15 protein-coding genes are annotated in these 21,481 nt (G+C 68.7%); 5 read left to right on the top strand and 10 right to left on the bottom strand.

Features of this window, described 5'->3' with window-relative positions; all coding sequences use genetic code 11:
- The first annotated feature begins 43 nt into the window (after positions 1–43).
- The gene (locus ACIRHA_RS01190; RefSeq protein WP_403838511.1) at positions 44–2,725 is read left to right on the top strand and encodes an MGH1-like glycoside hydrolase domain-containing protein; all 2,682 of its coding nucleotides are present in this window, start codon (positions 44–46) and stop codon (positions 2,723–2,725) included.
- Positions 2,726–2,730: 5 nt separating this feature from the next.
- On the top strand, positions 2,731–4,203 hold the full coding sequence (locus ACIRHA_RS01185; protein WP_403838510.1) for an alpha-amylase family glycosyl hydrolase: 1,473 nt from the start codon (positions 2,731–2,733) through the stop codon (positions 4,201–4,203).
- A 45-nt stretch (positions 4,204–4,248) separates the two neighbouring features.
- Here ACIRHA_RS01185 and ACIRHA_RS01180 read toward each other — a convergent pair whose 3' ends face one another.
- The 4 genes from ACIRHA_RS01180 to ACIRHA_RS01165 are packed head-to-tail and all read right to left on the bottom strand — an operon-like array spanning position 4,249 to position 10,102.
- Positions 4,249–5,928, bottom strand: a complete 1,680-nt coding sequence (locus tag ACIRHA_RS01180; RefSeq protein ID WP_403842039.1) for a SulP family inorganic anion transporter — start codon at positions 5,926–5,928, stop codon at positions 4,249–4,251.
- A gap of 25 nt (positions 5,929–5,953) precedes the next feature.
- On the bottom strand, positions 5,954–8,662 hold the full coding sequence (locus ACIRHA_RS01175; RefSeq protein ID WP_403838508.1) for a cation-translocating P-type ATPase: 2,709 nt from the start codon (positions 8,660–8,662) through the stop codon (positions 5,954–5,956).
- Complete coding sequence (locus ACIRHA_RS01170) at positions 8,659–9,630, bottom strand: polyphosphate kinase 2 family protein (protein ID WP_403838506.1); 972 nt, start codon at positions 9,628–9,630, stop codon at positions 8,659–8,661. The genes ACIRHA_RS01175 and ACIRHA_RS01170 overlap by 4 nt, the downstream gene beginning before the upstream one ends.
- Positions 9,631–9,679: 49 nt before the next feature.
- Entirely contained in the window at positions 9,680–10,102 is a 423-nt protein-coding gene (locus ACIRHA_RS01165) for a hypothetical protein (RefSeq protein ID WP_403838504.1), read from the bottom strand.
- Between the two features lie 165 nt (positions 10,103–10,267).
- Between ACIRHA_RS01165 and ACIRHA_RS01160 the strand changes: the two genes are divergently transcribed.
- A complete protein-coding gene (locus ACIRHA_RS01160) occupies positions 10,268–11,707 on the top strand; it encodes an MFS transporter (protein ID WP_403838502.1) in 1,440 nt (479 codons plus the stop codon).
- On the opposite strand, the gene ACIRHA_RS01155 is transcribed toward ACIRHA_RS01160, so the two are convergent.
- From ACIRHA_RS01155 to ACIRHA_RS01145, 3 genes are all read right to left on the bottom strand, one after another.
- The gene (locus ACIRHA_RS01155) at positions 11,692–12,165 is read right to left on the bottom strand and encodes an RDD family protein (protein WP_403838500.1); all 474 of its coding nucleotides are present in this window, start codon (positions 12,163–12,165) and stop codon (positions 11,692–11,694) included. The genes ACIRHA_RS01160 and ACIRHA_RS01155 overlap by 16 nt on opposite strands.
- A gap of 349 nt (positions 12,166–12,514) precedes the next feature.
- The gene (locus ACIRHA_RS01150) at positions 12,515–13,162 is read right to left on the bottom strand and encodes a hypothetical protein (protein ID WP_403838498.1); all 648 of its coding nucleotides are present in this window, start codon (positions 13,160–13,162) and stop codon (positions 12,515–12,517) included.
- A 100-nt stretch (positions 13,163–13,262) separates the two neighbouring features.
- Complete coding sequence (locus ACIRHA_RS01145; RefSeq protein WP_403838496.1) at positions 13,263–13,598, bottom strand: hypothetical protein; 336 nt, start codon at positions 13,596–13,598, stop codon at positions 13,263–13,265.
- Between the two features lie 219 nt (positions 13,599–13,817).
- Here ACIRHA_RS01145 and ACIRHA_RS01140 point away from each other — a divergent pair, with 219 nt between their 5' ends.
- Positions 13,818–16,088, top strand: coding sequence for a penicillin acylase family protein (locus tag ACIRHA_RS01140; RefSeq protein WP_403838494.1), 2,271 nt, complete (start codon positions 13,818–13,820; stop codon positions 16,086–16,088).
- 49 nt (positions 16,089–16,137) lie between these two features.
- Here ACIRHA_RS01140 and ACIRHA_RS01135 read toward each other — a convergent pair whose 3' ends face one another.
- The 3 genes from ACIRHA_RS01135 to ACIRHA_RS01125 are packed head-to-tail and all read right to left on the bottom strand — an operon-like array spanning position 16,138 to position 19,096.
- Complete coding sequence (locus tag ACIRHA_RS01135; protein WP_403838492.1) at positions 16,138–17,451, bottom strand: hypothetical protein; 1,314 nt, start codon at positions 17,449–17,451, stop codon at positions 16,138–16,140.
- Positions 17,448–18,314 carry a hypothetical protein gene (locus tag ACIRHA_RS01130; RefSeq protein ID WP_403838490.1) on the bottom strand — a complete coding sequence of 289 codons (867 nt, stop codon included), beginning with the start codon at positions 18,312–18,314 and terminating at the stop codon, positions 17,448–17,450. The genes ACIRHA_RS01135 and ACIRHA_RS01130 overlap by 4 nt, the downstream gene beginning before the upstream one ends.
- Positions 18,315–18,316: 2 nt before the next feature.
- Entirely contained in the window at positions 18,317–19,096 is a 780-nt protein-coding gene (locus ACIRHA_RS01125; RefSeq protein ID WP_403838488.1) for a GDSL-type esterase/lipase family protein, read from the bottom strand.
- Between the two features lie 329 nt (positions 19,097–19,425).
- Between ACIRHA_RS01125 and ACIRHA_RS01120 the strand changes: the two genes are divergently transcribed.
- Positions 19,426–21,393 carry a glycosyltransferase family 4 protein gene (locus tag ACIRHA_RS01120; protein WP_403838486.1) on the top strand — a complete coding sequence of 656 codons (1,968 nt, stop codon included), beginning with the start codon at positions 19,426–19,428 and terminating at the stop codon, positions 21,391–21,393.
- The last annotated feature ends 88 nt before the right edge of the window (positions 21,394–21,481 follow it).

Here is a 21,481-nt window from a genome sequence, read left to right as displayed (position 1 = left end):
GACGACCGCAACACAAGGCACGGCGAGGCCACTGGGAGGCCACATGAAATCGCAGCCGCGCATCGCCCCCACCACCGACGGAGGAACCCGCTCACGCCTCTGGGGCCCCTACCTCAGCGAACGCCAATGGGGCACCGTCCGCGAGGACTACAGCCCCGGCGGCGACGCCTGGTCCTACTTCCCCCACGACCACTCCCGTTCCCGCGCCTACCGCTGGGGCGAGGACGGCCTCGGCGGCATCTGCGACGAGAAGCAGCGCCTGTGCCTCGCGGTCACCCTGTGGAACGGCCGCGACCCCATTCTCAAGGAACGCGCCTTCGGCCTGACCAACTCGGAGGGCAACCACGGCGAGGACGTCAAGGAGTACTACTTCTACCTCGACGCCACACCCAGCCACTCCTACCTGAAGTACCTGTACAAGTACCCGCAGGCCCCGTACCCGTACAACGACCTCGTCGCCGTCAACGGCTCCCGTTCCCGGCAGGAGTTCGAGTACGAACTCCTCGACACCGGGATCTTCGCCGAGAACCGGTACTTCGACGTGACGGTGGAGTACGCCAAGGCCGATCACGACGACATCCTGATGCGGATCACCGTCGACAACCGGGGCCCGGACGAGGCGACGCTGCACGTGCTGCCCACCCTGTGGTTCCGCAACACCTGGTCGTGGGGCGAGCACGCCGCCGCCACGCCCAAACCCGTGCTGCGCGCGGCCGAGGGGCCCCGTTCCACCCGCACGATCCGCGCCGACCACCCGGAGCTCGGCAGCTACGACCTGCGCTGCGCCGCCGCGGCCGAGCTGCTGTTCACGGAGAACGAGACCGACAAGGCGCGCCTGTTCGGCAAGGCGAGCGACGTCCCGTACGTCAAGGACGGCATCGGCCGGCACGTCGTCGAGGGCGAGCCGCACACCGTCAATCCGGCGCAAGAGGGCACCAAGGCCGCCGCCCACCACACACTCACCGTGCCCGCCGGCGGGTCCGAGACGTTGCGGCTGCGTCTCGGACCCGCCGGTGCCCAGCTCACCCTGGCCCGCGGCTTCGACTCGGTGTTCCGCGACCGGATCGCCGAAGCGGACGCGTTCTACCGGAAGTTGACGCCGAAGGGCGCGAGCGAGGACGAGGCGCGGGTGATGCGCCAGGCACTCGCCGGAATGCTGTGGTCCAAGCAGTACTACGCGTTCGACCTGGAGACGTGGCTCGCCGAGCACCATGTGACGCCGTGGAGCCTGCCGCGGGACGGCGTGCGCAACCGCGAGTGGTTCCACATGGTCAGCGACGACATCGTGTCGATGCCGGACAAGTGGGAGTACCCGTGGTTCGCGGCCTGGGACCTCGCCTTCCACGCGGTCGGCCTGTCCGTGGTCGACACCGGCTTCGCCAAGGAGCAGCTCGAACTCCTGCTGCGGGACTCCTTCCTGCACCCCAACGGGCAGATCCCGGCGTACGAGTGGAGCTTCGGCGACGTCAATCCGCCGGTGCACGCCTGGGCCGCGTACTTCGTGTACACGGTGGAGAAGGAGACGACCGGGAACGCCGATCACGCGTTCCTTGAGCGCACCTTCCAAAAGCTACTGACGAACTTCACGTGGTGGGTCAACCGAAAGGACCCCACCGGCCGCAATGTCTTCCAGGGCGGCTTCCTCGGCCTCGACAACATCGGCGTCTTCGACCGCAGCGCCCCCCTGCCGACAGGCGGCTCCCTCGAACAGGCCGACGGCACGGCCTGGATGGCCCTGTACTGCCAGTCGATGCTGCAGATCGCGCTCGAACTCGTCGAGCGGAACGAGGCGTACGAGGATCTCGTCCTGAAGTTCGTCGAGCACTATCTGTGGATCTCCGCGTCCATGGACCGGCTCGGTGACCTCGGCGACGAACTCTGGGACGAGGAGGACGGGTTCTTCTACGATGTGCTGCGTCTTCCCGACGGTCAGGCGCAGCGCCTGAAGGTCCGCTCGATGGTCGGCCTGCTCCCGCTGTGCGCGTCCACCGTCTTTCAGCCGCAGCAGTTGGAGCGCCTGTCCGGGCTCACTGAACGGCTGCAACGGTTCGCCGCACGCCACCCCTCCCTGTCGGTCACGCTCTCGCAGGCCCAGGCGGGAAAGGCCGGCGGCCCGCGACTCCTCTCCGTCGTCGACGAGAAGAAGCTGGTGCGCGTGCTGTCCCGGCTGCTGTCGGAGGACGAGTTCCTCAGCCCGTACGGGATCAGGGCGCTGTCCCGGCAGCACGCGGAGCACCCGTACACGTTCTGGGTGCACGGCCAGGAGTACAAGGTCGGCTATCTGCCCGCCGAGTCCGACACCGGCATGTTCGGCGGCAACTCCAACTGGCGCGGCCCGGTGTGGCTGCCGATGAACGTCCTCGTCATCCGGGGCCTCATCAACCTGTACGGCTTCTACGGCGACGAGCTCACCGTCGAGTGCCCGACGGGATCCGGGGTGCGCAAGAACCTGTTCGAGGTCGCCGAGGAGATCTCGACACGGCTCACGCGCATCTTCCTGCGCGACGAGGACGGCAACCGCCCGGTCTACGGCGGACAGCCGCTCTTCCGCGACGACCCGAACTGGCGCGACCTCATCTCCTTCTACGAGTACTTCCACGGCGACAACGGCGCCGGCATCGGTGCCTCGCACCAGACGGGGTGGACGGGTCTCGTCGCGGCCCTGATGAAGATCTTCGGCACGCTCGGCCCCGACGCCTTCCGGCCGCGCACCACCAGGAGGTAGCAGCGATGGCCGCTTTACCGGCACAGCCCGTGATCCACGAGGTCAACACCCGTGTGTGGCTGCGGGAGACGGGCCGCAGGCTCGGCCGTGAGATCGGACTCGCGGACGTGCCCAAGGACATCTGGGACGAGATCACGCCGTCCGGCGTCGATGTCGTCTGGCTGATGGGGGTGTGGGAGCGCAGCCCGCAGGGGCGCGCCATCGCCCTCCAGAACCCCGCGCTGCGGGCCGCGTTCGATGCGGCCGTCCCCGGCATCGGCGAGCAGGACATCGCGGGATCCCCGTACTGCATCCGCCGCTACGAGGTCGACGGGGATCTCGGCGGGGCCGTCGGGCTCACCGCGGCGCGCGCCGAACTCGACCGCAGGGGCGTGGGGTTGCTGCTCGACTACGTGCCGAACCATGTGGCCCCCGACAACCCGTGGGTGGGCGAGTACCCGCAGCTGTTCGTGCGCGGCGACGCGGAGGATCTGCGGCGGGACCCGGACGGCTTCCTCGACACGGGACGCGCGGTGCTCGCGCGAGGGCGGGACCCGTTCTTCCCGCCGTGGCCCGACGTCGTCCAACTGAACGCGTTCGCACCGGAGTTGCGGCACTCGACCGTGGAGATCCTCGACCACATCGGCCGGTTCTGCGACGGTGTGCGCTGCGACATGGCGATGCTGCTGACGAACGATGTCTTCGAGCGCACGTGGGGTGAGCGGGCCGGGAAGCGTCCCACGGAGGAGTTCTGGGTCGAGGTGATCGGCGAGGTGCACCGGGAGCGCCCGGACATGATCTTCGCCGCGGAGGCGTACTGGGACCTCGAATGGACGCTTCAGCAGCAGGGCTTCGACTTCTGCTACGACAAGCGTCTCTACGACCGGATCCTCGCGCACGACGCCGCGTCGGTCCGCGCCCACCTGCACGCGGACGAGACGTACCAGCGTCGGCTCGTCCGCTTCCTGGAGAACCACGACGAGCCGCGGGCCGCGCACACGCTGCCTCCGGAGAAGGAGCGGGCGGCAGCCACCCTCATCGCTACGCTGCCGGGCGCGACGCTGTGGCACGAGGGGCAGTTCACCGGGCGCCGTGTGCAGCTGCCGGTGTTCCTCGACCGGCGCCCCGACGAGCCGGCCGACGACGAGCTGCGCTCCTTCCACGAGCGGCTGCTGTCGGCCGTGCACCAGAGCGGCATGCGCACGGGCAGTTGGCGCCTCCTGGACTGCGCGGGCTGGCCCGACAACGACTCGGCGGCGGCCCTGGTCGCGTCGTGCTGGACGGGCCCGGCGGGCCACTTCCTCACGGTGGTCAACCTCTCCGCCCATCCGGCCCAGGGCCGGGTCCGCCTCCCGTGGCCCGACCTGGGCGTGGGCCCCTGGCAGTTGACGAGCCTCCTCGGCACGGACCGCTACGAGCGCTCGGGCGCGGAGCTCCTGGACACCGGCCTGTACGTGGACCTCCCGGCCTGGGGCACGCACCTCCTCGCCGCATCGTAGTCACGGCCACGGGGCTCCGCCCCGGGAGCGCAACCCCGGCGGGGCTCACCAGTCCAGTCCGGCGCGGGCCCGGTACGCCTCCACCGCGCCCTCCACCGTGGGGTAGAACGCATCCGGCCCGAACGCCCGGGCCAACCCGTACCGTTCGATCTTCCTCCGCACCGGATCCTTCAACTCGGCGAACACCAGCTCAACCCCCCGCCCGCGCAGCACCTCGTGCAGCTCCTCCAACACATCCGCCGCGGTCGTATCCACATCCGTGATCGGCTCAGCGGCAACCACCACACACCGCGGCTCCGCCGCACACCGCACCGCGTGCAGCACCTCGTCGCGGAACGACTTCGCGTTGGCGAAGAACAGCGGCGCGTCGAAGCGCAGCAGCACAAGCCCCGGCAGGAGCCGCGCTCCCGGATGCGAGCTCACATCGTGGTAGCCCTCAAGCCCCGCCACCCGCCCGAGCACCGCGCTGTACGGCCACCACGCACGCCGGAAGACGTTGAGGATCGAAAGCCCCACCGCGACCGCGATCCCCGGCAGCACCCCGAGCAACGCCACACCGAGAAAGGCCGCCATGCACAGCCAGAACTCCGCCTTGCGCTGCCGCCACAACCGCCCCGCCCCCGACAGGTCGGCCAGCGACAGCGACGCCGTGATGACGACGGCGGCGAGCGCGGGCTGCGGCAGGTTCCGGAAGAGACCCGGCAGCAGGACGAGCATCAGCAGGATCAGCCCCGCACCCACGAGCCCCGTCAACTGCGTCTTCGCTCCCGCCCGTTCGGCCACCGCCGTCCGCGACCCACTCGTACTGACGGGGAAGCCCTGGAAGAGTCCCGCGGCGGCGTTCGCCGCGCCGATGGCGATCATCTCGTCGTTGCCGCGGACCTCCTGACCGCTGCGGCTCGCGAACGCGGAGGCGTTGGAGATGGTGTCGGCGAGGGAGACCAGGGCGATACCGAGGGCGCCCACGAACAACGGCCCGAGGTCGTCCCAGCGGATGTCGGGGACGGTGAACGGCGGCAGCCCCTTCGGCAGCCGGCCGACCAGCTTCACCCCGTGCTCCCCGAGGTCGAACGCGACGGTCGCGCCGATGGCGAGCACCACCATCACGAGAACCGCGGGCACCTTCGGCACCAGCCGTTGCAGCAGCAGGACGAGCGCGATGCAGGCGCCGCCCACGGCCACCGCCGCAGGCACCGCCGCCCCGTCGGCCAACTTCCGTACCAGCGCGTCGAGTTCCCCGATCAGCCCGTCCGCGTCCACGGAGAACCCGAACAGCTTCGGCAGCTGGCCGACGAGGATGGTCAGGGCGAGCCCGTTCATGTAGCCGATCATCGTGGGCTTGGAAATCAGATCAGCGATGAAGCCGAGCCGCGCCACGCCCGCCAGGAGCGTGATCGCCCCGACCATCAGGGCGAGCACCGAGGCGAGGGCGACCGCGCGCTCGCTGTCACCGCCCGAGGCGACGAGCGGCAGGATCGTCGCCGCGATCATCGGGCCGAGCGAGGAGTCGGGTCCGAGGACGAGGATCCGGGAAGGCCCCGCGACGGCGTACGCGAGCAGGCACATGACCGACGTGTAGAGCCCGGTGATCGCCGGAAGTCCGGCCAGCTCGGCGTACGCCATGCCCTGCGGCACCAGGAGCGTGGTCAGGACGACGCCGGCGACGAGGTCCTTGACCAGCCAGGACCGCCGATAGGCGCGCAGCGTCCGGACTCCGGGCGGCATCGGCAGGGCCCGCCGCACTACGAGGTCACCTCCGCCGGGCGATCAGCTTGCCCAGCTCCCACAGCGCGAGGAGCGCGAGCGCGGGCAGCAGCGCCCAGCCGAACTGACCGATGTGCAGGGGGACGGTGTCGAGCAGCCGGTTGAGGACATCGGTCTGGGTGACGAGCACGGCGAGCACGAACTCGCCGAGGATCGTCCAGTTGAGCTGCTTGCTGTCGAAGGTGTCGACGGTGAGCGCGGTCCCGGTCTGGCTGCGGCACTCGACGGCGGCCACGATGAGGCAGAGCGCGAACGCGGCGAACGCGATGGAGTTGCCGATGCGGGCGCTGTCGTAGCGGGCCTCGCCGAGCTTGATCAGGCTCAGCAGCGCGACGGCGATACCGGCGCCCACGAGCCCCACCGTGAGCATCAGCGCCGGAGTCATCACCGGTTCGCCTCGCGGCCGCGGGCGCCGCGTCATGAGCCCCGCGCCGACGCGGTCGAAGCCGAGGGCGAAGCCGAAGGCCGCGTTGACGAAGAAGTGGATCCACAGCACTTGCGCGGGGTTGAACGGCTCGGCGTTCGCGATGTCGAAGAGCGAGGCGCCAAGGAACGTCAGGACGAACACGACCAGCAGGATCAGCACGAAGCGGATGTACTTGGTGAGGTTGTCGTAGATCTTGCGGCCCTGCTCCACCGCGTGAATGATCGTGGCGAAGTTGTCGTCGGACAGAATCATCCGCCCGGCGTTCTTGGCCACCTCCGTGCCCGACCCCATGGCGATGCCGATGTCGGCGGCCTTGATGGCGGGCGCGTCGTTGACGCCGTCGCCGGTCATGGCGACCACGTCGCCCTTCTTCTTCAGCGTCTCGGCGAGCAGCACCTTGTGCTCGGGCGCCACCCGGCCCACCACCCCGATCCGGTCGATGCGGTCGAGCCGCTCGTCCTCGGACAGCGCGGCGAACTCGGCGCCGAGGATCGCCTCCCCGCCGATCCCGATCTGCTCGGCGATCGCCGCGCCGGTGATCACGTCGTCGCCCGTCACCATGCGTACGCGGATATGGGCGGCCTGCGCCGCGGCCACGGCGTCCTTCGACTCGGGGCGCGCGGGGTCGACCATGCCGACGAGGCTCGTGACCCGCAACTCCCTCATCTCGTCCAGGAGTTCACCGTCCGCCTTGAACGTCGCCGGATCCAGGTCCAGGTCGCGCGTCGCGGCGGCCATCACGCGGCGGCCCGCCCGCTCCATCCGCTCGACCTCGCCGTCGGCCCGGCCGCGCAGTTCCGCGTCGAAGGCGATACCGGCGCCGTTCGACAGGGCCGTGGTGGTGCGCGCGAGCACGGCGGGCGCGGCCCCCTTGATGAAGCAGCGCACGACGGGCCGCCCCTGCCCGTCGCGCGCCGCGTGGAAGGTGGCCATCAGCTTGTACGCCGGGTCGAACGGCAGGGTGGCGAGGCGGGGCAGCCGCTCGCGCGTGGCGGCCACGTCGAGGCCCGCCTTGTGGCCGAGCACGAGCAGCGCGCCCTCGGTGGGGTCGCCCACCACTTCGCCGTCGACCAGTGAGGCGTCGCTGGCGACGAGGTACGGAAGGATCGCGTCCTCGATGCCGGGCGAACTGCCCGCGGCATGCTGGATCCTGCCCTCCAGGCCGTAGCCGGTACCCGAGACGGTGTACCGGTCGAAGGCGTCGACGACCTCGACGACGGTCATCTGATTCATCGTCAAAGTGCCGGTCTTGTCGGAGTTCACGGCCGACGTGAAGCCCAGCGTCTCCACGGACGGCAGGTCCTTGACGATCGCGTTGCGCTTCGCGAGGTCGAGGCCGCCCATCGAGAGGATGGTCTGCGTCACCGTCGGCAGCGCCTCGGGCACCGCGGCGATGGCGAGTGACACCGCGCTGACGAACAGCGCGTCCCAGGGCTCGTCGCGGCCGCGGCCGAGCGCGAACATCACGGCCATGGTGAGCGCGGCAGCCCCGACGATCCACAGGGTGAGCCGGTTCAACTCCTTGGACAGCGGCGACATTTCGCGCGGAGTCGCCGTCAACATCCCGGAGATGCGGCCGAGTTCGGTGGCGGCCCCGGTGGCGGTCACGAGCAGCACACCGCTGCCGTGCGTCACCGGAGTGGTCATGAACGCCATGTCGCTCTGGTCGGCCGGACCCAGCTCCCCACCGGCCACCGGGTTCGCGTCCTTGGCCGCGGGCACGCTCTCGCCGGTGAGCGCCGACTCGTCGATCTGGAGCGCGGTCGCCGCGACGAGCCTGCCGTCCGCCGGCACCTCGTCCCCCGCGGCGAGCAGCACCACGTCCCCGACGACCACGTCCTCCGCGGGAATCACGGCCTCCCTGCCGTCCCTGCGTACGCGCGCGGTGGCCTTCGTCATCGCCTTCAGGGCGTTCATGGCGCTGTCCGCCTTGCCCTCCTGACGCAGGCCGATGACCGCGTTCACGACGGACAGGGCGAGCAGCACCACCGCCGTGCCCCACTCCTGGATGGCCAGAGACACGATCGCGGACGCGACGAGGATGATCTGCATGTACGAGGTGAACTGGCCCAGGATCCGGCGCAGCGCGGGTGTCGGCTTCTCCTCGGGCAGGGCGTTGGGCCCGTCCTCGGCGCGCCGCGCCGTCACCCGCGCGGTGTCGAGTCCCGCGGCCGGGTCGACGCCGAGTTCGCGGGCGACCGACTCGGCGGGCTCGGCGTGCCACAGGGGTGCCGGCGGCGCGCCAGGACCGGTCGCCGCCGCGGTCACCGCGCCCGCCTCCCGGCCTTGTACGGGTCGGCGGCGGCCCCGGCCGGCGCCTCCTTCTCCAACTGCCGCTTCTCCAGCTCCAGTTCGTGACGGGTCTCGTCACTGATGACCGGGTATCGCGGGTCGATGTCCATCAGGGTGTGCGCGAGCACGGCCGCCGCGCAGATCCGCGCGTACCACTTGCGGTCGGCGGGCACGACGTACCACGGGGCCCAGCGTGTGCTCGTGGCGGACAGCATGTCCTCGAACGCCTCCTGATAGTCGTCCCAGCGGGCGCGTTCCCGCGCGTCCGCGGCCGAGAACTTCCAGTTCCGCTCCGGTACGTCGATGCGTTTGAGGAAGCGGACGCGCTGCTCCTCCTTGGACAGGTTCAGGAACAGCTTGACGAGCCTGAATCCGTTGTCCGTCAGATACCGCTCCCACTCGTTGATCTCGCGGTAGCGCCGGCGCCACAGCGCCTTCCCGCTCTGCCGGCGGCCCGGAAGCCGCTGGCGGTCCAGGAGTTCGGGATGCACCCGGACCACCAGGACCTCCTCGTAGTGGGAGCGGTTGAAGATGCCGATCTCCCCGCGGCGCGGCAGCGCACAGGAGTATCGCCAGAGATAGTCATGGCTCAGTTCGTCGTGTGAGGGCACCTTGAACCCCGCCACGTGCACGCCCTGCGGGTTCACGCCGCTCATGACGTGGCGGATCGTGCCGTCCTTGCCGCCGGCGTCGAGGGCCTGCAAGCACAGCAGTACGCCGTGCGTGCCCTCGGCGGCCAGCCTGCGCTGGTGGTCGGCGAGCAGGGCGACACCCTCGGCCAGCAGCTCCCGTCCTTGCCGCTTGTTCTTCAGACCCGACTTGGTCGTGGGATCGAAGTCCTTGGACAGGTGCACCTTCGCTCCGGGCTCGACCCGCAGGGGTGCGATGAACTCGGCGATCCGCTCGGCCCGCTTGTCCTTCGTGCGCGCCCGTCCGTCCTTCATGAGCCACCTCGGTCCGTGTCCGGTCCGTGTCCACCGCGGGTTACGCCGGTCAGTACAACGTGTCCCGCTTCACCGCGCACAGGCCCCAGATGACGAGCACGTTGATCGCGATCAGGGTCAGGGACCAGAACGGGTAGTAGGGGATGGAGAGGAAGTTCCCGATCATGATCAGGACGGCGAGGAGCACGCCCAGCACCCTGGCCCACTTCATCGCGACGAACAGGCCGAAGCTGACGGCCACGGCGACCACGCCGAGGGTCATGTGGATCCAGCCCCAGGTCGTGAGGTCGAACTCGAAGGTGTAGTCGGGCGTCCTGAGGAACACGTTGTCCTTCAGGATCGCCATCAGGCCGCGGCAGAAGCCCATGGTCCCGGCGATGAAGAGCATCACCGCCGCGAAGACCGTCAGTCCCCCGGCGGCCGCTTCCTTCGCGCTGCCCATGCCGTGCCGAGACGTGGTCGAAGTGGCCATCACAGGACCCCCAAGGTTGAGGAGGGTGCCGATTGCACCGCTGTGCCGCCGAGTGTCATGGCCCGGTGGAACCGCGGTCGTCACCCTCCGGGGGTGACGACCCGACTGAGCCACACGCGGAGGCTGTCGGGAATCCGGCCTGCGAGCTGAAGCGAGGCGATGAGCGTGGCGAGCACTCCCGAGGCGGCCGACGGCCGAAGGCCACCAGGACCCGAGGACGGCCCCGGCCCGGACCGCGGCACGCAGCGCCGCATCCTCGCGCCGCTCGCGCTGGCCCAGTTCGTGTGCAGCTTCGCCGGCTCGAACATGAACGTGATGATCAAGGACATCAGCAAGGACCTGAACACCAGCGTGCAGGGCGTACAGACCGCGATCACCATTTTCCTGCTGGTCATGGCCGCGTTGATGATCCCCGGCGGAATCCTCGCCGACCGCTACGGCCGCAAACGCTGCCTCGTCATCGGCCTCTCGATCTACGGGGTCGGGGCGCTGCTCAGCGCGGCGGCGCCCGGCCTTGGCGTGCTGATCCTCGGCAACTCGATCCTGGAGGGCATCGGCACCGCCCTCCTCATCCCGCCGGTGTACATCCTCACCACCCTCCTCTTCACCGAAATGACCAGCCGGGCCAAGGCGTTCGGCACGATCATGGCCTTCGCCGGCATCGGCGCCGCCATGGGACCGCTCCTCGGCGGGCTGATCACGTCGGCGATCAGCTGGCGCGCGGCGTTCGTGTTCCAGGCGGTGGTGGTCGCGGCGATCATCCTGCTGAGCCGCGGGCTCAGGGACCCGCTTCCCCCGGACCACGAGCGCGAGTTCGACACGGTGGGCGCGATCCTCTCGGCGACCGGACTCGTCCTCGTGGTCTCCGGGATCCTCGCGGCGGACGACAACGTCTGGCTCATGGGCGGGCTGCTCCTCGTCGGGGCCCTGGTCCTGGTGGCGTTCTTCCGCTGGGTCCGCAAGCGGGAGCGGGCCGGCGCCCAACCCCTGCTGCCCACCGAGCTGTTCCACAACCGGACGTCGAACCTCGGCCTCATCACCCAGCACGCCCAGTGGCTGATGCTCATGGGGGTGTCGTTCGTGGCCGCCGCCTATCTCCAGGTCGTGCGCGGCTACAGCGCCATCGACACCGGTGTCATCTTCACGGCGTCGACCGTGGGACTGCTCATCAGCTCGCTCGGCGCGGAACGGTTCGCCAAGCGCCGCGAGCAACGCACCCTCATCATGGTCGGCTTCATCGTCACGGTGTGCGGCATCGGCGTGCTCCTGGCCGTGGCCCACGACTCCCCGAAGGCCTGGGCGTCCACGCCCGGCCTCTTCCTGATCGGCCTGGGCGTCGGCCTGATGCTCACACCGTCCGTCAACGTCGTGCAGTCCAGCTTCCCCGAGGACCTTCAGGGCGAGATCTCCGGCCTGTCCCGCAGCGTGTCCAACCTGGGCTCTTCCGTGGGCACCGCGCTGGCCGGCACGATCCTCGTCGCCGACCCGGCCGTCGGCCCCTACGCCGTGGCGCTGGTGGTCCTCGCGGTGATCGGACTCGGCGGCCTCTGGGCCGCGACACTCCTGCCACGGACTCCACCCACGCCGGATCATCCCTCTTCGTAGCCACCACGGCCACCACGGTCGTACGACACCGTGGAACGCACCACGAGGTCCTGCAACGCCGCCCGGCGCCTGCTGAACGGTATCCAGAGCATCCCCAGCGGGAAGCTCACCGCCACCGCGGCGCGCACCAGTGCCCGCACCGCCCGCAGCCGCCGCCCCTCCCGGTCCGTCACGCACACCCCCAGCAACCGGGCTCCGGGCGTGGCTCCGGCCATCGCCCACGAGCCCCCGAGATAGCACACGGCGAGGCCCCAACCGATCGGCCCGGCAGCCCAGTTGGACACATCCGGCATCCGAAACGGCGGCCCGACAACCATCAACCGCACACACCCGACACCGACTTGCACGCCCAACCCGACCAGGGCGAGCACGAACACATCAACCAGCCCTGCGACCCCCCGCGAAACAACCCCGGCCGGCCGTACACACCGACCGGCTCCGCCACCGGACGAGGCCATCGGAAGCGCTCCCCCGGCAGGCCGGGTACGCCCACCGGCTCCGCCGTCCGACGCGGTCACCGGACCCACTCCCCGGGCCGCCCGGGGAGCGCGAGCGGGCTCACCGCCGGATACAGCCATAGCGAACGCTCCCCCGGCCGCCCGGCAACAGCGAGCGGACTCACCACCGGACACAGCCATAGCGAACGCTCCACCGGCCACCCGCCAACAGCGAGCGGACTCACCGCCGGACACACCCGTCGTGACCACCCGCCCGGCGTGCTGAGAGCGGGCTCACCGTGGGCCGCGGCCACGGGCAGCTCTCGCCCGGCGGACCGGGAGTGAGGGACAGGGCCGGTTCCGGACGCCGTCACGGTGGCCGCTCATCCGGTGCCCCGGCGCGCCGCAGCATCCTGTCCGCGAACCGGTTGACGCTCCGGTCCCCCCGCTGCCCGAGCACCCGCACCGCCTCGACCGCTTCGACGGTGAGCCCTCCCCCGGTGTCCCGCACGATCCGGCCGAGATCGATCTCCCGCAACACCCCGCGCGTGATACCCACCAGATCGAACCGCGCGAGCACGGCCTCGACATCGAGCCTCGCGGCGATGCGATCGACGTCCGCCCGCTCCGCGATACGGTCCACGTCCACACGGCCCGCGATGCGGTCGACATCCACGCGGCCCGCGACGTGGTCGACGTCCACCCGCGCGGCGACGCGGTCCACGTCCACGCGGTCGGCCACAGCGTTGACGTCGACACGGCGGGCGACCCGGTCCACATCCACCCGGTCCGCGATCGCGTTCACGTCCACACGCCCGGCGACGGCCGCCACGTCCACCCGCGCCGCGATCGCGTCGACGTCCACGCGGGCGACCAGCTCGTCCAGGTCGAGGCAGTCGAGCAGCACCCCGACCGACCGCCGGACGACCGCTCGCGGCACCTTCCCCAGCACGCCGAAGGCACCCCGCGCCATCCGGCCGGCCACCGCCACGGCGTCGCCCGCACTCACCTCGACCATGCCTCGACCGAAGCAGGCGGCAGGGCGCCCGGCATCCTCCGCGACGGGTGAGTGACCCGCGCCGACGGGTCGTACCCCGTGAACACAGCGCCAAAAGCCGTCACGCCGGCGGCAGTTCAAGCACGGGACGGAGGTCACCCGCGAAGCCGAACGCCACACCGCGCTGCGCGGCCAGCAGGCGCGCGAGCCGCAGCACACTGAGGCCGCTGACCCCCAGGTCACGCACGTGCCTCAGGTCGACCACGACCCCCGCGCCACCCGGCCGGATGGCCCCGTGCAGCACCCGCCCGATCCGGGCCTCCGCGGCGGGGCCGATCGCGTCGCGCACCTCGATCACCAGACAGTCCGCGACGCGCCGCATCACCACCGGCGAGGCGTCGGAACTGGGCGATACAACCTTTTGCCTGCGTGCGACGAGCGGAACGTTCCATGCCATGAATAAGTCCCCCCGAGTGCGCCGGACTTGGGAGAACAGCATCGTCACGCCGGACGGCACCGGCATCGCTCCGCGAGGGTGAGCCCGCCCGACGGGATCCACAACGACGGTTCCCGCCCGCACTGTTGATCATCAACCGGGAGCTTCATAGTCTCGACCCCGTCGCACCGTGGACACGTCCCCACCCCCCGCACGGCCCTGACGAAGGTGGAGCACCGCATGAGCCACACAGATCACGCAGATCAGGCAGATCAGGCAGATCGCGCACCGCACAACGGCCCGAGCCGCCGCCGAGTGATCGGCACCGCGGCCACACTGGCCGTCGCCGCGACAACGTTGCCCACCGGCATCGCGTCCGCCGCCCCCGCCGAGTCCTCCCCCTCCGACCTCGCCCGCTGGAAAAGACAAGCGGCCCGGGTGACGATCACCCGCGACGACTGGGGCATCCCGCACGTGGTGGGCAGGACGGACGCCGACGCGGTGTTCGGGATGATGTACACGCAAGCCGAGGACGACTTCAACCGCATCGAGCGCAACTACCTGGTCAGCCTCGGCCGCCTCGCCGAGTCCGAGGGCGAGAGCGCGCTCTGGCAGGACCTGCGCCAGCGCCTGTTCATCGACCCGGAGGCGCTGAAGAAGGAGTACACGAAGTGCCCGTCCTGGCTCCGCACCCTGATGCGCGCCTGGGCCGACGGTTTGAACTACTACTTGGCGACCCACCCCGACGTACACCCCCGGGTGCTCACGCACTTCGAGCCGTGGATGCCGCTGAGCTTCTCCGAGGGCAGCATCGGAGGCGACATCGAATCGGTGGCACTGAGCCAGCTGGAGGCGTTCTACGCGGGGCGTGAGGTCCCCCCGACGGACGAGGAACGCGGCCTGAAGTTCCGCGAACCGTCCGGCTCCAACGGCATGTCGATCGCCCCCAGCCGCACCCGCGACGGCCACGCCCTCCTCCTCATCAACCCCCACACCAGCTTCTTCTTCCGCGCGGAACAGCACGTGACGAGCGAGGAGGGCCTCGACGTCTACGGCGCCGCGACCTGGGGCCAGTTCTTCATCTACCAGGGCTTCAACGAGAACACCGGCTGGATGCACACGTCGGCCGGCGTCGACAACATCGACGAGTTCGCGGAGACGGTCACCCGCGCCTCGGACGGCACATACACGTACCGCTACGGCAGCGACCACCGCCCGGTCACGACACACGACATCACGCTGACCTGCCGAACGGAGTCCGGCGCCCAGGAACACCACACGTTCACCACTTACGCGACCCACCACGGCCCGATCGTCCGCGAGGCGGACGGCAAGTGGATCGCGTGCGCGCTGATGAACAAGCCGGTGGAGGCCCTGAAGCAGAGCTACCTGCGCACGACGACCCGCGACTACGCCGAGTACATGAAGGTGGCGGAGCTGAAGGCCAACAGCTCCAACAACACGCTCTTCGCGGACTCGAAGGGTGACATCGCCTTCCTGATGCCGCAGTTCATGCCGGTCCGTGACGACCGCTTCGACTACATGAAGCCGGTCGACGGCAGCGACCCGGCCACCGACTGGCACGGCCTGCACACCCTGGACAGCATGCCGCAGGCGGTGAACCCGAAGAGCGGCTGGGCGTTCAACAGCAACAACTGGCCCTGGACGGCGGCCGGCGCGGACAGCCCGCACGCCTCCGACTACCCCCGCTACTTCGACAAGGCGGGCGAGAACCCGCGCGGCCCGCACGCGATCCGCGTCCTGACGTCGCGGGACGACTTCACCCCGCAGACCCTCATCGAGGGCGCCTTCGACCCCTACCTGACGGCATTCGCCCGCCTCCTCCCCGGCCTGGTGAAGGCGTGGGACGAACTCCCCGCCGGTAACGCCCAGAAGAAGAAGCTCGCCGAGCCGGCAGCCCTCCTGCGCACCTGGGACCACCGCTGGTCCGCCAAGTCGAAGGCGACCTCGCTGGCCGTGTTCTGGGGCGAGGCGCTCTGGGCCCTGGTGTCGAAGGCGGCAGCGGACGCGGGCCTCTCGGTCTGGGACTACATGGCCGACCGCGCCACGGACACGCAACGCCTCACGGCCCTCGAATCGGCGGTGGACCGCCTGACGCAGGACTTCGGCAGCTGGCAGGTCCCGTGGTCCGAGATCAACCGCTACCAGCGCAACGACGGCGCCGTCACCCAGACCTTCGACGACTCCAAGCCCAGCTACCCCGTCCCCTTCACCTCCGCCCAATGGGGCTCCCTCGCCTCCTTCGGCGCGAAGCGCTACCCCGGCACGAAGCGCTACTACGGCACGAGCGGCAACAGCTTCGTGGCCGTCGTCGAATTCGGCCCGAAACTCCGCGCCTGGGCCATCACGGCCGGCGGCGCCAGCGGCCACCCGGACTCCCCGCACTTCGGCGACCAGGTCAAGCGGTACGCGAGCGGCGACCTGCGGCCGGTGTACTTCTACCCGGAGGAGCTGGGGCACGTGGAGCGGAGGTATCGGCCGGGGATGTGACCCGCGGCGGGGCAGTTGGCTGTCCGGCGTGGGCGGGCCCTGCGCGAATTCACGTGGCCGCCCTGCCGCTCAGCCAGTGGCCAGGCGGCACAGCCAGCACGTGGAATGCGAGCGAGGTGGATCCGACGGCCATGCCGGCCCGGACGCCGACGGCCTCGAGCACATGGTCGCCGCCTGGCCAGTCAGAAGTGTGCCGGTAGAGCCATGTGCCGTCGTCTTCGACCGTGGTGTCGCCGACCCAGCGCCCACGGCAGAAGAACACCACACGCTCCGTACCCAGCCCGGCTGTGCCTCGGAACGCCGGTCTGAATCCCACGACCTGCCCGTAACCCGGGCTCTTGATGTGTGGCGCCTCCGGTCGGCGCACCACGGGCGCCAGGATTCGGGTTGGCGGTGAGCGACGCTCGCCGTCGGTGGCGACCACGTCCAGCGCATAGCTCCCGTCCGGCCACAAGGTGTCGGCTCGCCATGTCCATCGCCCGGACTTGGCGACCGGCACGGTACCGAAGACGCTGCCTTCCTGCATGATCGCGACGTGCGTGGCGTCGGCGCACGTACCGGAGAGACCGGCGAAAGCGCCTGCCTCATGGGCACCGCCCACAAGGACCTCGGGAGCGGAAAGCTCGTCCGGAGCTCCGTCGCCCGGCCCAGGTGCCACGCGCGGACGCATGGGGGGAGGCGCGGGTGTCGACGGGGCCCGTTCCGTTCGGTCGCTGTCCAGCGCGCTGAGACCGTCCGCGAGGCACCAAGCCACGAGTGCGAGACCCGCATCGTTGAACCGCGTGCGCCCACGGACGGTGTGCGCATGGTCCTCAAAGTAGCCTCGCGCCTCCACCACCCCTGCGGCCGCGAACGCTTCGGCCATGGCGCCCCGCACATCGATCAGCTGCACCGCGGCCCTGTGTGCCACACTGGCGACCACTTCTGAGACCCCGTCCAGCACGTCGGGGCGGCAGACTCCGAACTCGTCAAAGACATGCTGGGGCGGCACCGTGGTCAATACCGGCGTCAGGTCCCAGCTCCGGGCGGTGTCCACCGTGAGTTCCAGGTAGGCGCCGAACTCCTGAAGGCTGAGTTCGGACCCGCCGCTCGAGTAGTCCAGGCTGTCCGGACCGAAGGCAAGGACGAGGACGTCACCCGGAGCGCTTTTTCGCAGTACCCCGGGAAACTTGAAGGAGAAGAAGCGCGAAATCGTTTGGCGCGGGGTGGCCACTCCAGTGGCTGCTACCGCCTCCGCTGGAACACCCGCGGATTCGAGCGCCTGGGTCAGGATCGTCTCCCAGGCCTCATGCTCCTTGCGTCGGCCTCCGCACACTCCTGAGTCACCACAGAGAACGATGTTCTTCCCGCTCAGATCCATCATGACTCCGTCACGTCGATCGGCCGTGGAAGAGGACAGGCAGGACTCTCCGCAGTCCCGCGGACCACAGGGGGCGGCGTGGGCCAAGGCATGTCGCCTCCGAAGGTGTTCGGCTGCCACTTGCGCATGGCTGCCTTGACACCAGGGGCGTCAGGACCGCTGAGCAGCCCGTCACCGCCGGCCGGAACAGGCCCGCACCGGACCGTGACAGGGACGAACAGCGGGGCTCCCTGAACAGTCGCAAGAGTTGCGGTGAACCGGTCGTATCCGCTGAAACCGGCGGCAGGAGAGTAGGAGACCGCGCCGTCCGGCAGCATCGTGGCCGCGCCGTGCCACGGCTCTGTCAGGGACTCGACGCAAGTGCATCCGACGCTGCCCCGGAGGAGATCGATGCTTACGGCGCGGTGGTCGAGGCACAGGATCCGCGCGGGGCGTGCATACGCGTGATGCACGCGAATCATTCCACCGGTGAGGAACGCCGTGCTCAACTTCTCCTGCTCTCCAGGGTCGGCAAGCTCCACCTTGAGATACGGCCGAAGCGACGGAGTACCACCGGTCGAGGACAACTGAACTTCGATGTCGGTGGCGCTGGTCGTACCTGCCTCGAACTCGAACTCCACAGATCCTTCAGGGGAGTCCGAAGAATGCGAGGGAACTCCCCCCATGTAACCCTTCGTGCTCTCCCAGCCGGTCCACCTCAGCCGCACGGTGATCCGTCCTGGCCCGCCGTCAGTCATCGTGTGCAGCCTCAACGTGACACGTTCGCCCAGCATGAAGGGGCGGGGCGAGGCGCCGACGACAGTAAGTCGTGCCTGCCCGGACAGGCTGGGTCCGTGCACAGCGGCCTGGACGAGCACGGTCTCCATGCTCATCCCACCTCTCCCGCCGTCGGCACACCGATGACGTCGGCCAGACCGGCTGGAGGTTCCGCTGCCACTCGGGTGCGCACCAGTTGTTTGAAGTACTGGTCTGGAAGCCAGCCGGCCTCGGAGTACGAGAAGTCCCGACGTTCCATGTCCGTGGCCCAGTCCTCTGGGATCAGCCGCTGCTCCACGAGAGCGCGCACGACGAACCTCGCGCATTCCGTCGCCCCTTCGGCACGGAGATGGGTGTTGTCGTGCTCCTTGCAGTCGGTCACCGGTTCATCCACGCGCCGATGACAGAAGATCTCGTAGGTCCCGTCGGGTCCCAACTCCCGCCACCAGGTGAGGCTTTGTTCGTAGAGGTCCACCACTGCCACCGACTCCTCCGCAGCCACCTCCACTGTGGCATCGCGGTAATCCCGGAGAAAGCTCTGGAGGTTCCCGAAACGGTCGAGACGGCGCCGTTCGTGCGGAAGGACGACGATTGGGTGCGCTTGCCGGTTACGAGCCGCCACAATGCAGGCTCGTACATAATCCTGGTAGTCCTCCCAAGGACGCGTGTAGTTCATCTTGTCCGCGTCCACCTGGCCAAGGCACACCAGCACCCGATCCCCCGGGTTGAGGTGGTCCAGGATCCATTGGTATCTACCACGATCCCAGAACGCCTTGGAACTGGCGCCCCCTCGGGCGCAGTTCAGAACTTCGACCGAGTCGTCCAGGAACAGTCGCAGCACTTGCCCCCAGCCGACCATCGGCATGAACTTGTGGGGTCGGTTGGTGACCATGGAGTCACCCACTACGTATATGCGCTTCGGGCGCAGCGCAAAGCCGTTGCCCACAATTCCTCCCGAGTGGTCCGATGCCGATGCTGGGGTCACCCGCTCTCGGCATTCTCACCCCCACTACGCAGTCCTTCAATTCCGGAGCCACGCACCGTACGACTCGCACACCTGGCGCCACCCGTCAGCGGTGACTGTGAATGCAGCCCTCTGCGCTCCGCAACTGCACCGCCGCGGGATCGGTAGTACCTTCGTGGCGGAGGAGCCTGCTCCACCTTCACCGACAGGCCTACCCCAAGGATTCCGGGAGCCCTTCGACGACCGGGGTACGAACCGTGAAAATCTCATTCCTCACCCACCATTTCTACGGCCTCGGAGGAGTCAACAGCGCTCTCGCGAACCTGGTCGGTGAACTGTCAAAAGTTCATGACGTCGAAATCGTCACGGTGTTTCGCCGGAGAGACCGGGCCATGTTTTCGCTGCCTGCGAGTGTGCGGGTCCGGACGTTGGTCGATATGCGCGAACATGCGCCGAGCATGGACATCGACAACCCTCTCAGCCATGAAGCACCACGCTTCCTTCCGAAGCAGGATGGCGGGCGCAGCTATTCACGCCTCGCGGAGGTGCGTATCTCCGAGTACCTTGCCGAGGTGGACTCGGACGTCGTCGTCGGGACCCAGCCGGTCATGGGAATCGCCTTGGGTACCTTTCCCGGGCGGCACGTCTCGGTCTACCAAGTACACACCTCTGCCCTGGGCCGGGAGGTCGGAGAGCAATTGCGGCAGGTGGCCCACGGTATCGACGCGATCGTCCCGGTCAGTCACGGGTTGGTCACCAAGTACGCGAAGCTCGTCGCGGGCAAGGACGTACGTGTCGAGGCGATCCACAACAGCGTGTCAATCCCGCTTGTCGTCGACGCGTCGGCCGAGTCAAAAGTCATCATGGCGGCGGGGCGACTCGTCGCGGACAAGCGGTACGACGACGTCATCCACGCTTTCTCCGAATTGGCCGAAAAGCATCCAGAATGGTCATTGAGGATCTATGGGGCGGGGGCAGAGGACGGAAGTCTCCGCTCCTTGGTGAGCGATCTCGGCCTCAATGACCGAGTCCTGCTCATGGGCCCCACACGGTTCATGGACAGCGAGTGGTCCAAGGCGGGCATCGCGGTCAGCGCTTCGCGCACCGAATCCTTCGGGATGACCCTGGTCGAAGCCATGCGGCTCGGCGTTCCTGCCGTATCGGCCGATTGCAACTTCGGCCCCCGAGAGATCATCTCCCATGGCCTGGACGGTTTCCTCTTCCCCGTGGCCGACGTTCAGGCAATGCGAGATTCCCTGGACCGCTTGATGAGCGACCCAGAACGGCGGGCAGAGATGGGAGGTTTGGCACAGCGCAACATGCAACGGTTCCGACCCGACCGGATCGCCTCCCAGTGGAGCGAACTGTTCCACCGCCTCGGCCGTAGGCGTCTCTTGCCCGACGAGGGGGCCTGGACCGTCGACGGCCAGAACAATATCCGAGTAAGAGTGAGTGCACCCTCGACGGATTCCGGCGCCCTCAAGTTGCTCGCCCGAAAAATCGGAGTCGGACCTGATCTTTCGTTCTCATTCACCTTGGATTCGGTTGACTCCACCGGGAACCCGCTGCACGAAGCCGTAATCATGGGAAATGACAACTCGCTCGGCGACGGAGAGTGGAGCCTCCACATCACTACTGGCGAGATCGGCGTGGAGCGCGCGCTTTCCGCAGCCTGGTACAACGATCGCGCACTGGTGGATCATTCTCTGTGGCATGACGATGCGGTAAGAGTGCGACTTCCCTACGCGAGCCCGGACGGAAACATCAGAATATCCAGTCGCATTCGGGAGCGCTGGGCCGAGGTGGAGAAGGTTGACACCCAAGCTACTGGGTTCCGTTTCGTGGCTCGCATGTACGGGTTCAGTACTGCGGACGAGCCCTATGAGCTTGTCGCCTCCCCTCGCATTGAGGGGCAACAATCGGCCGTTCTGTCAATGACCGACAATGGGGACACAACCTTCGAGGGAAGCGTGCGTTATGCGGACCTGACACCTCTACTCCAGAGCGACAAAAACCTCTGGGACATCGTATTCACTTCACGCACGGCGAGTGAGCGGATACACGTGGGACGCCTGGGCGGCGACTACGCGAACAAGAAGAGCGTGCACAATTACCCATTCCTTGCCGTACCACACGAAAACGAGTCCGTGGCTAAGGGCGCACTGCGCGGGAAACCCTACTTCACGCCTCAGGGGCATCTCGCAATTGTCATGCGGAGAACCTGAGGGTGTGCCGTGCCCTTCGATGCGCACCGTTGGCGCGCCCTCACGACCTGTGATTGCTTTGCTTTGACGCACTATTACGCACTCGGAA

The sequence above is a fragment of the Streptomyces sp. NPDC102360 genome (assembly GCF_044766085.1).
Taxonomy (GTDB): Bacteria; Actinomycetota; Actinomycetes; order Streptomycetales; family Streptomycetaceae; genus Streptomyces.
This window is presented reverse-complemented; position numbering and strand designations above follow the sequence as displayed.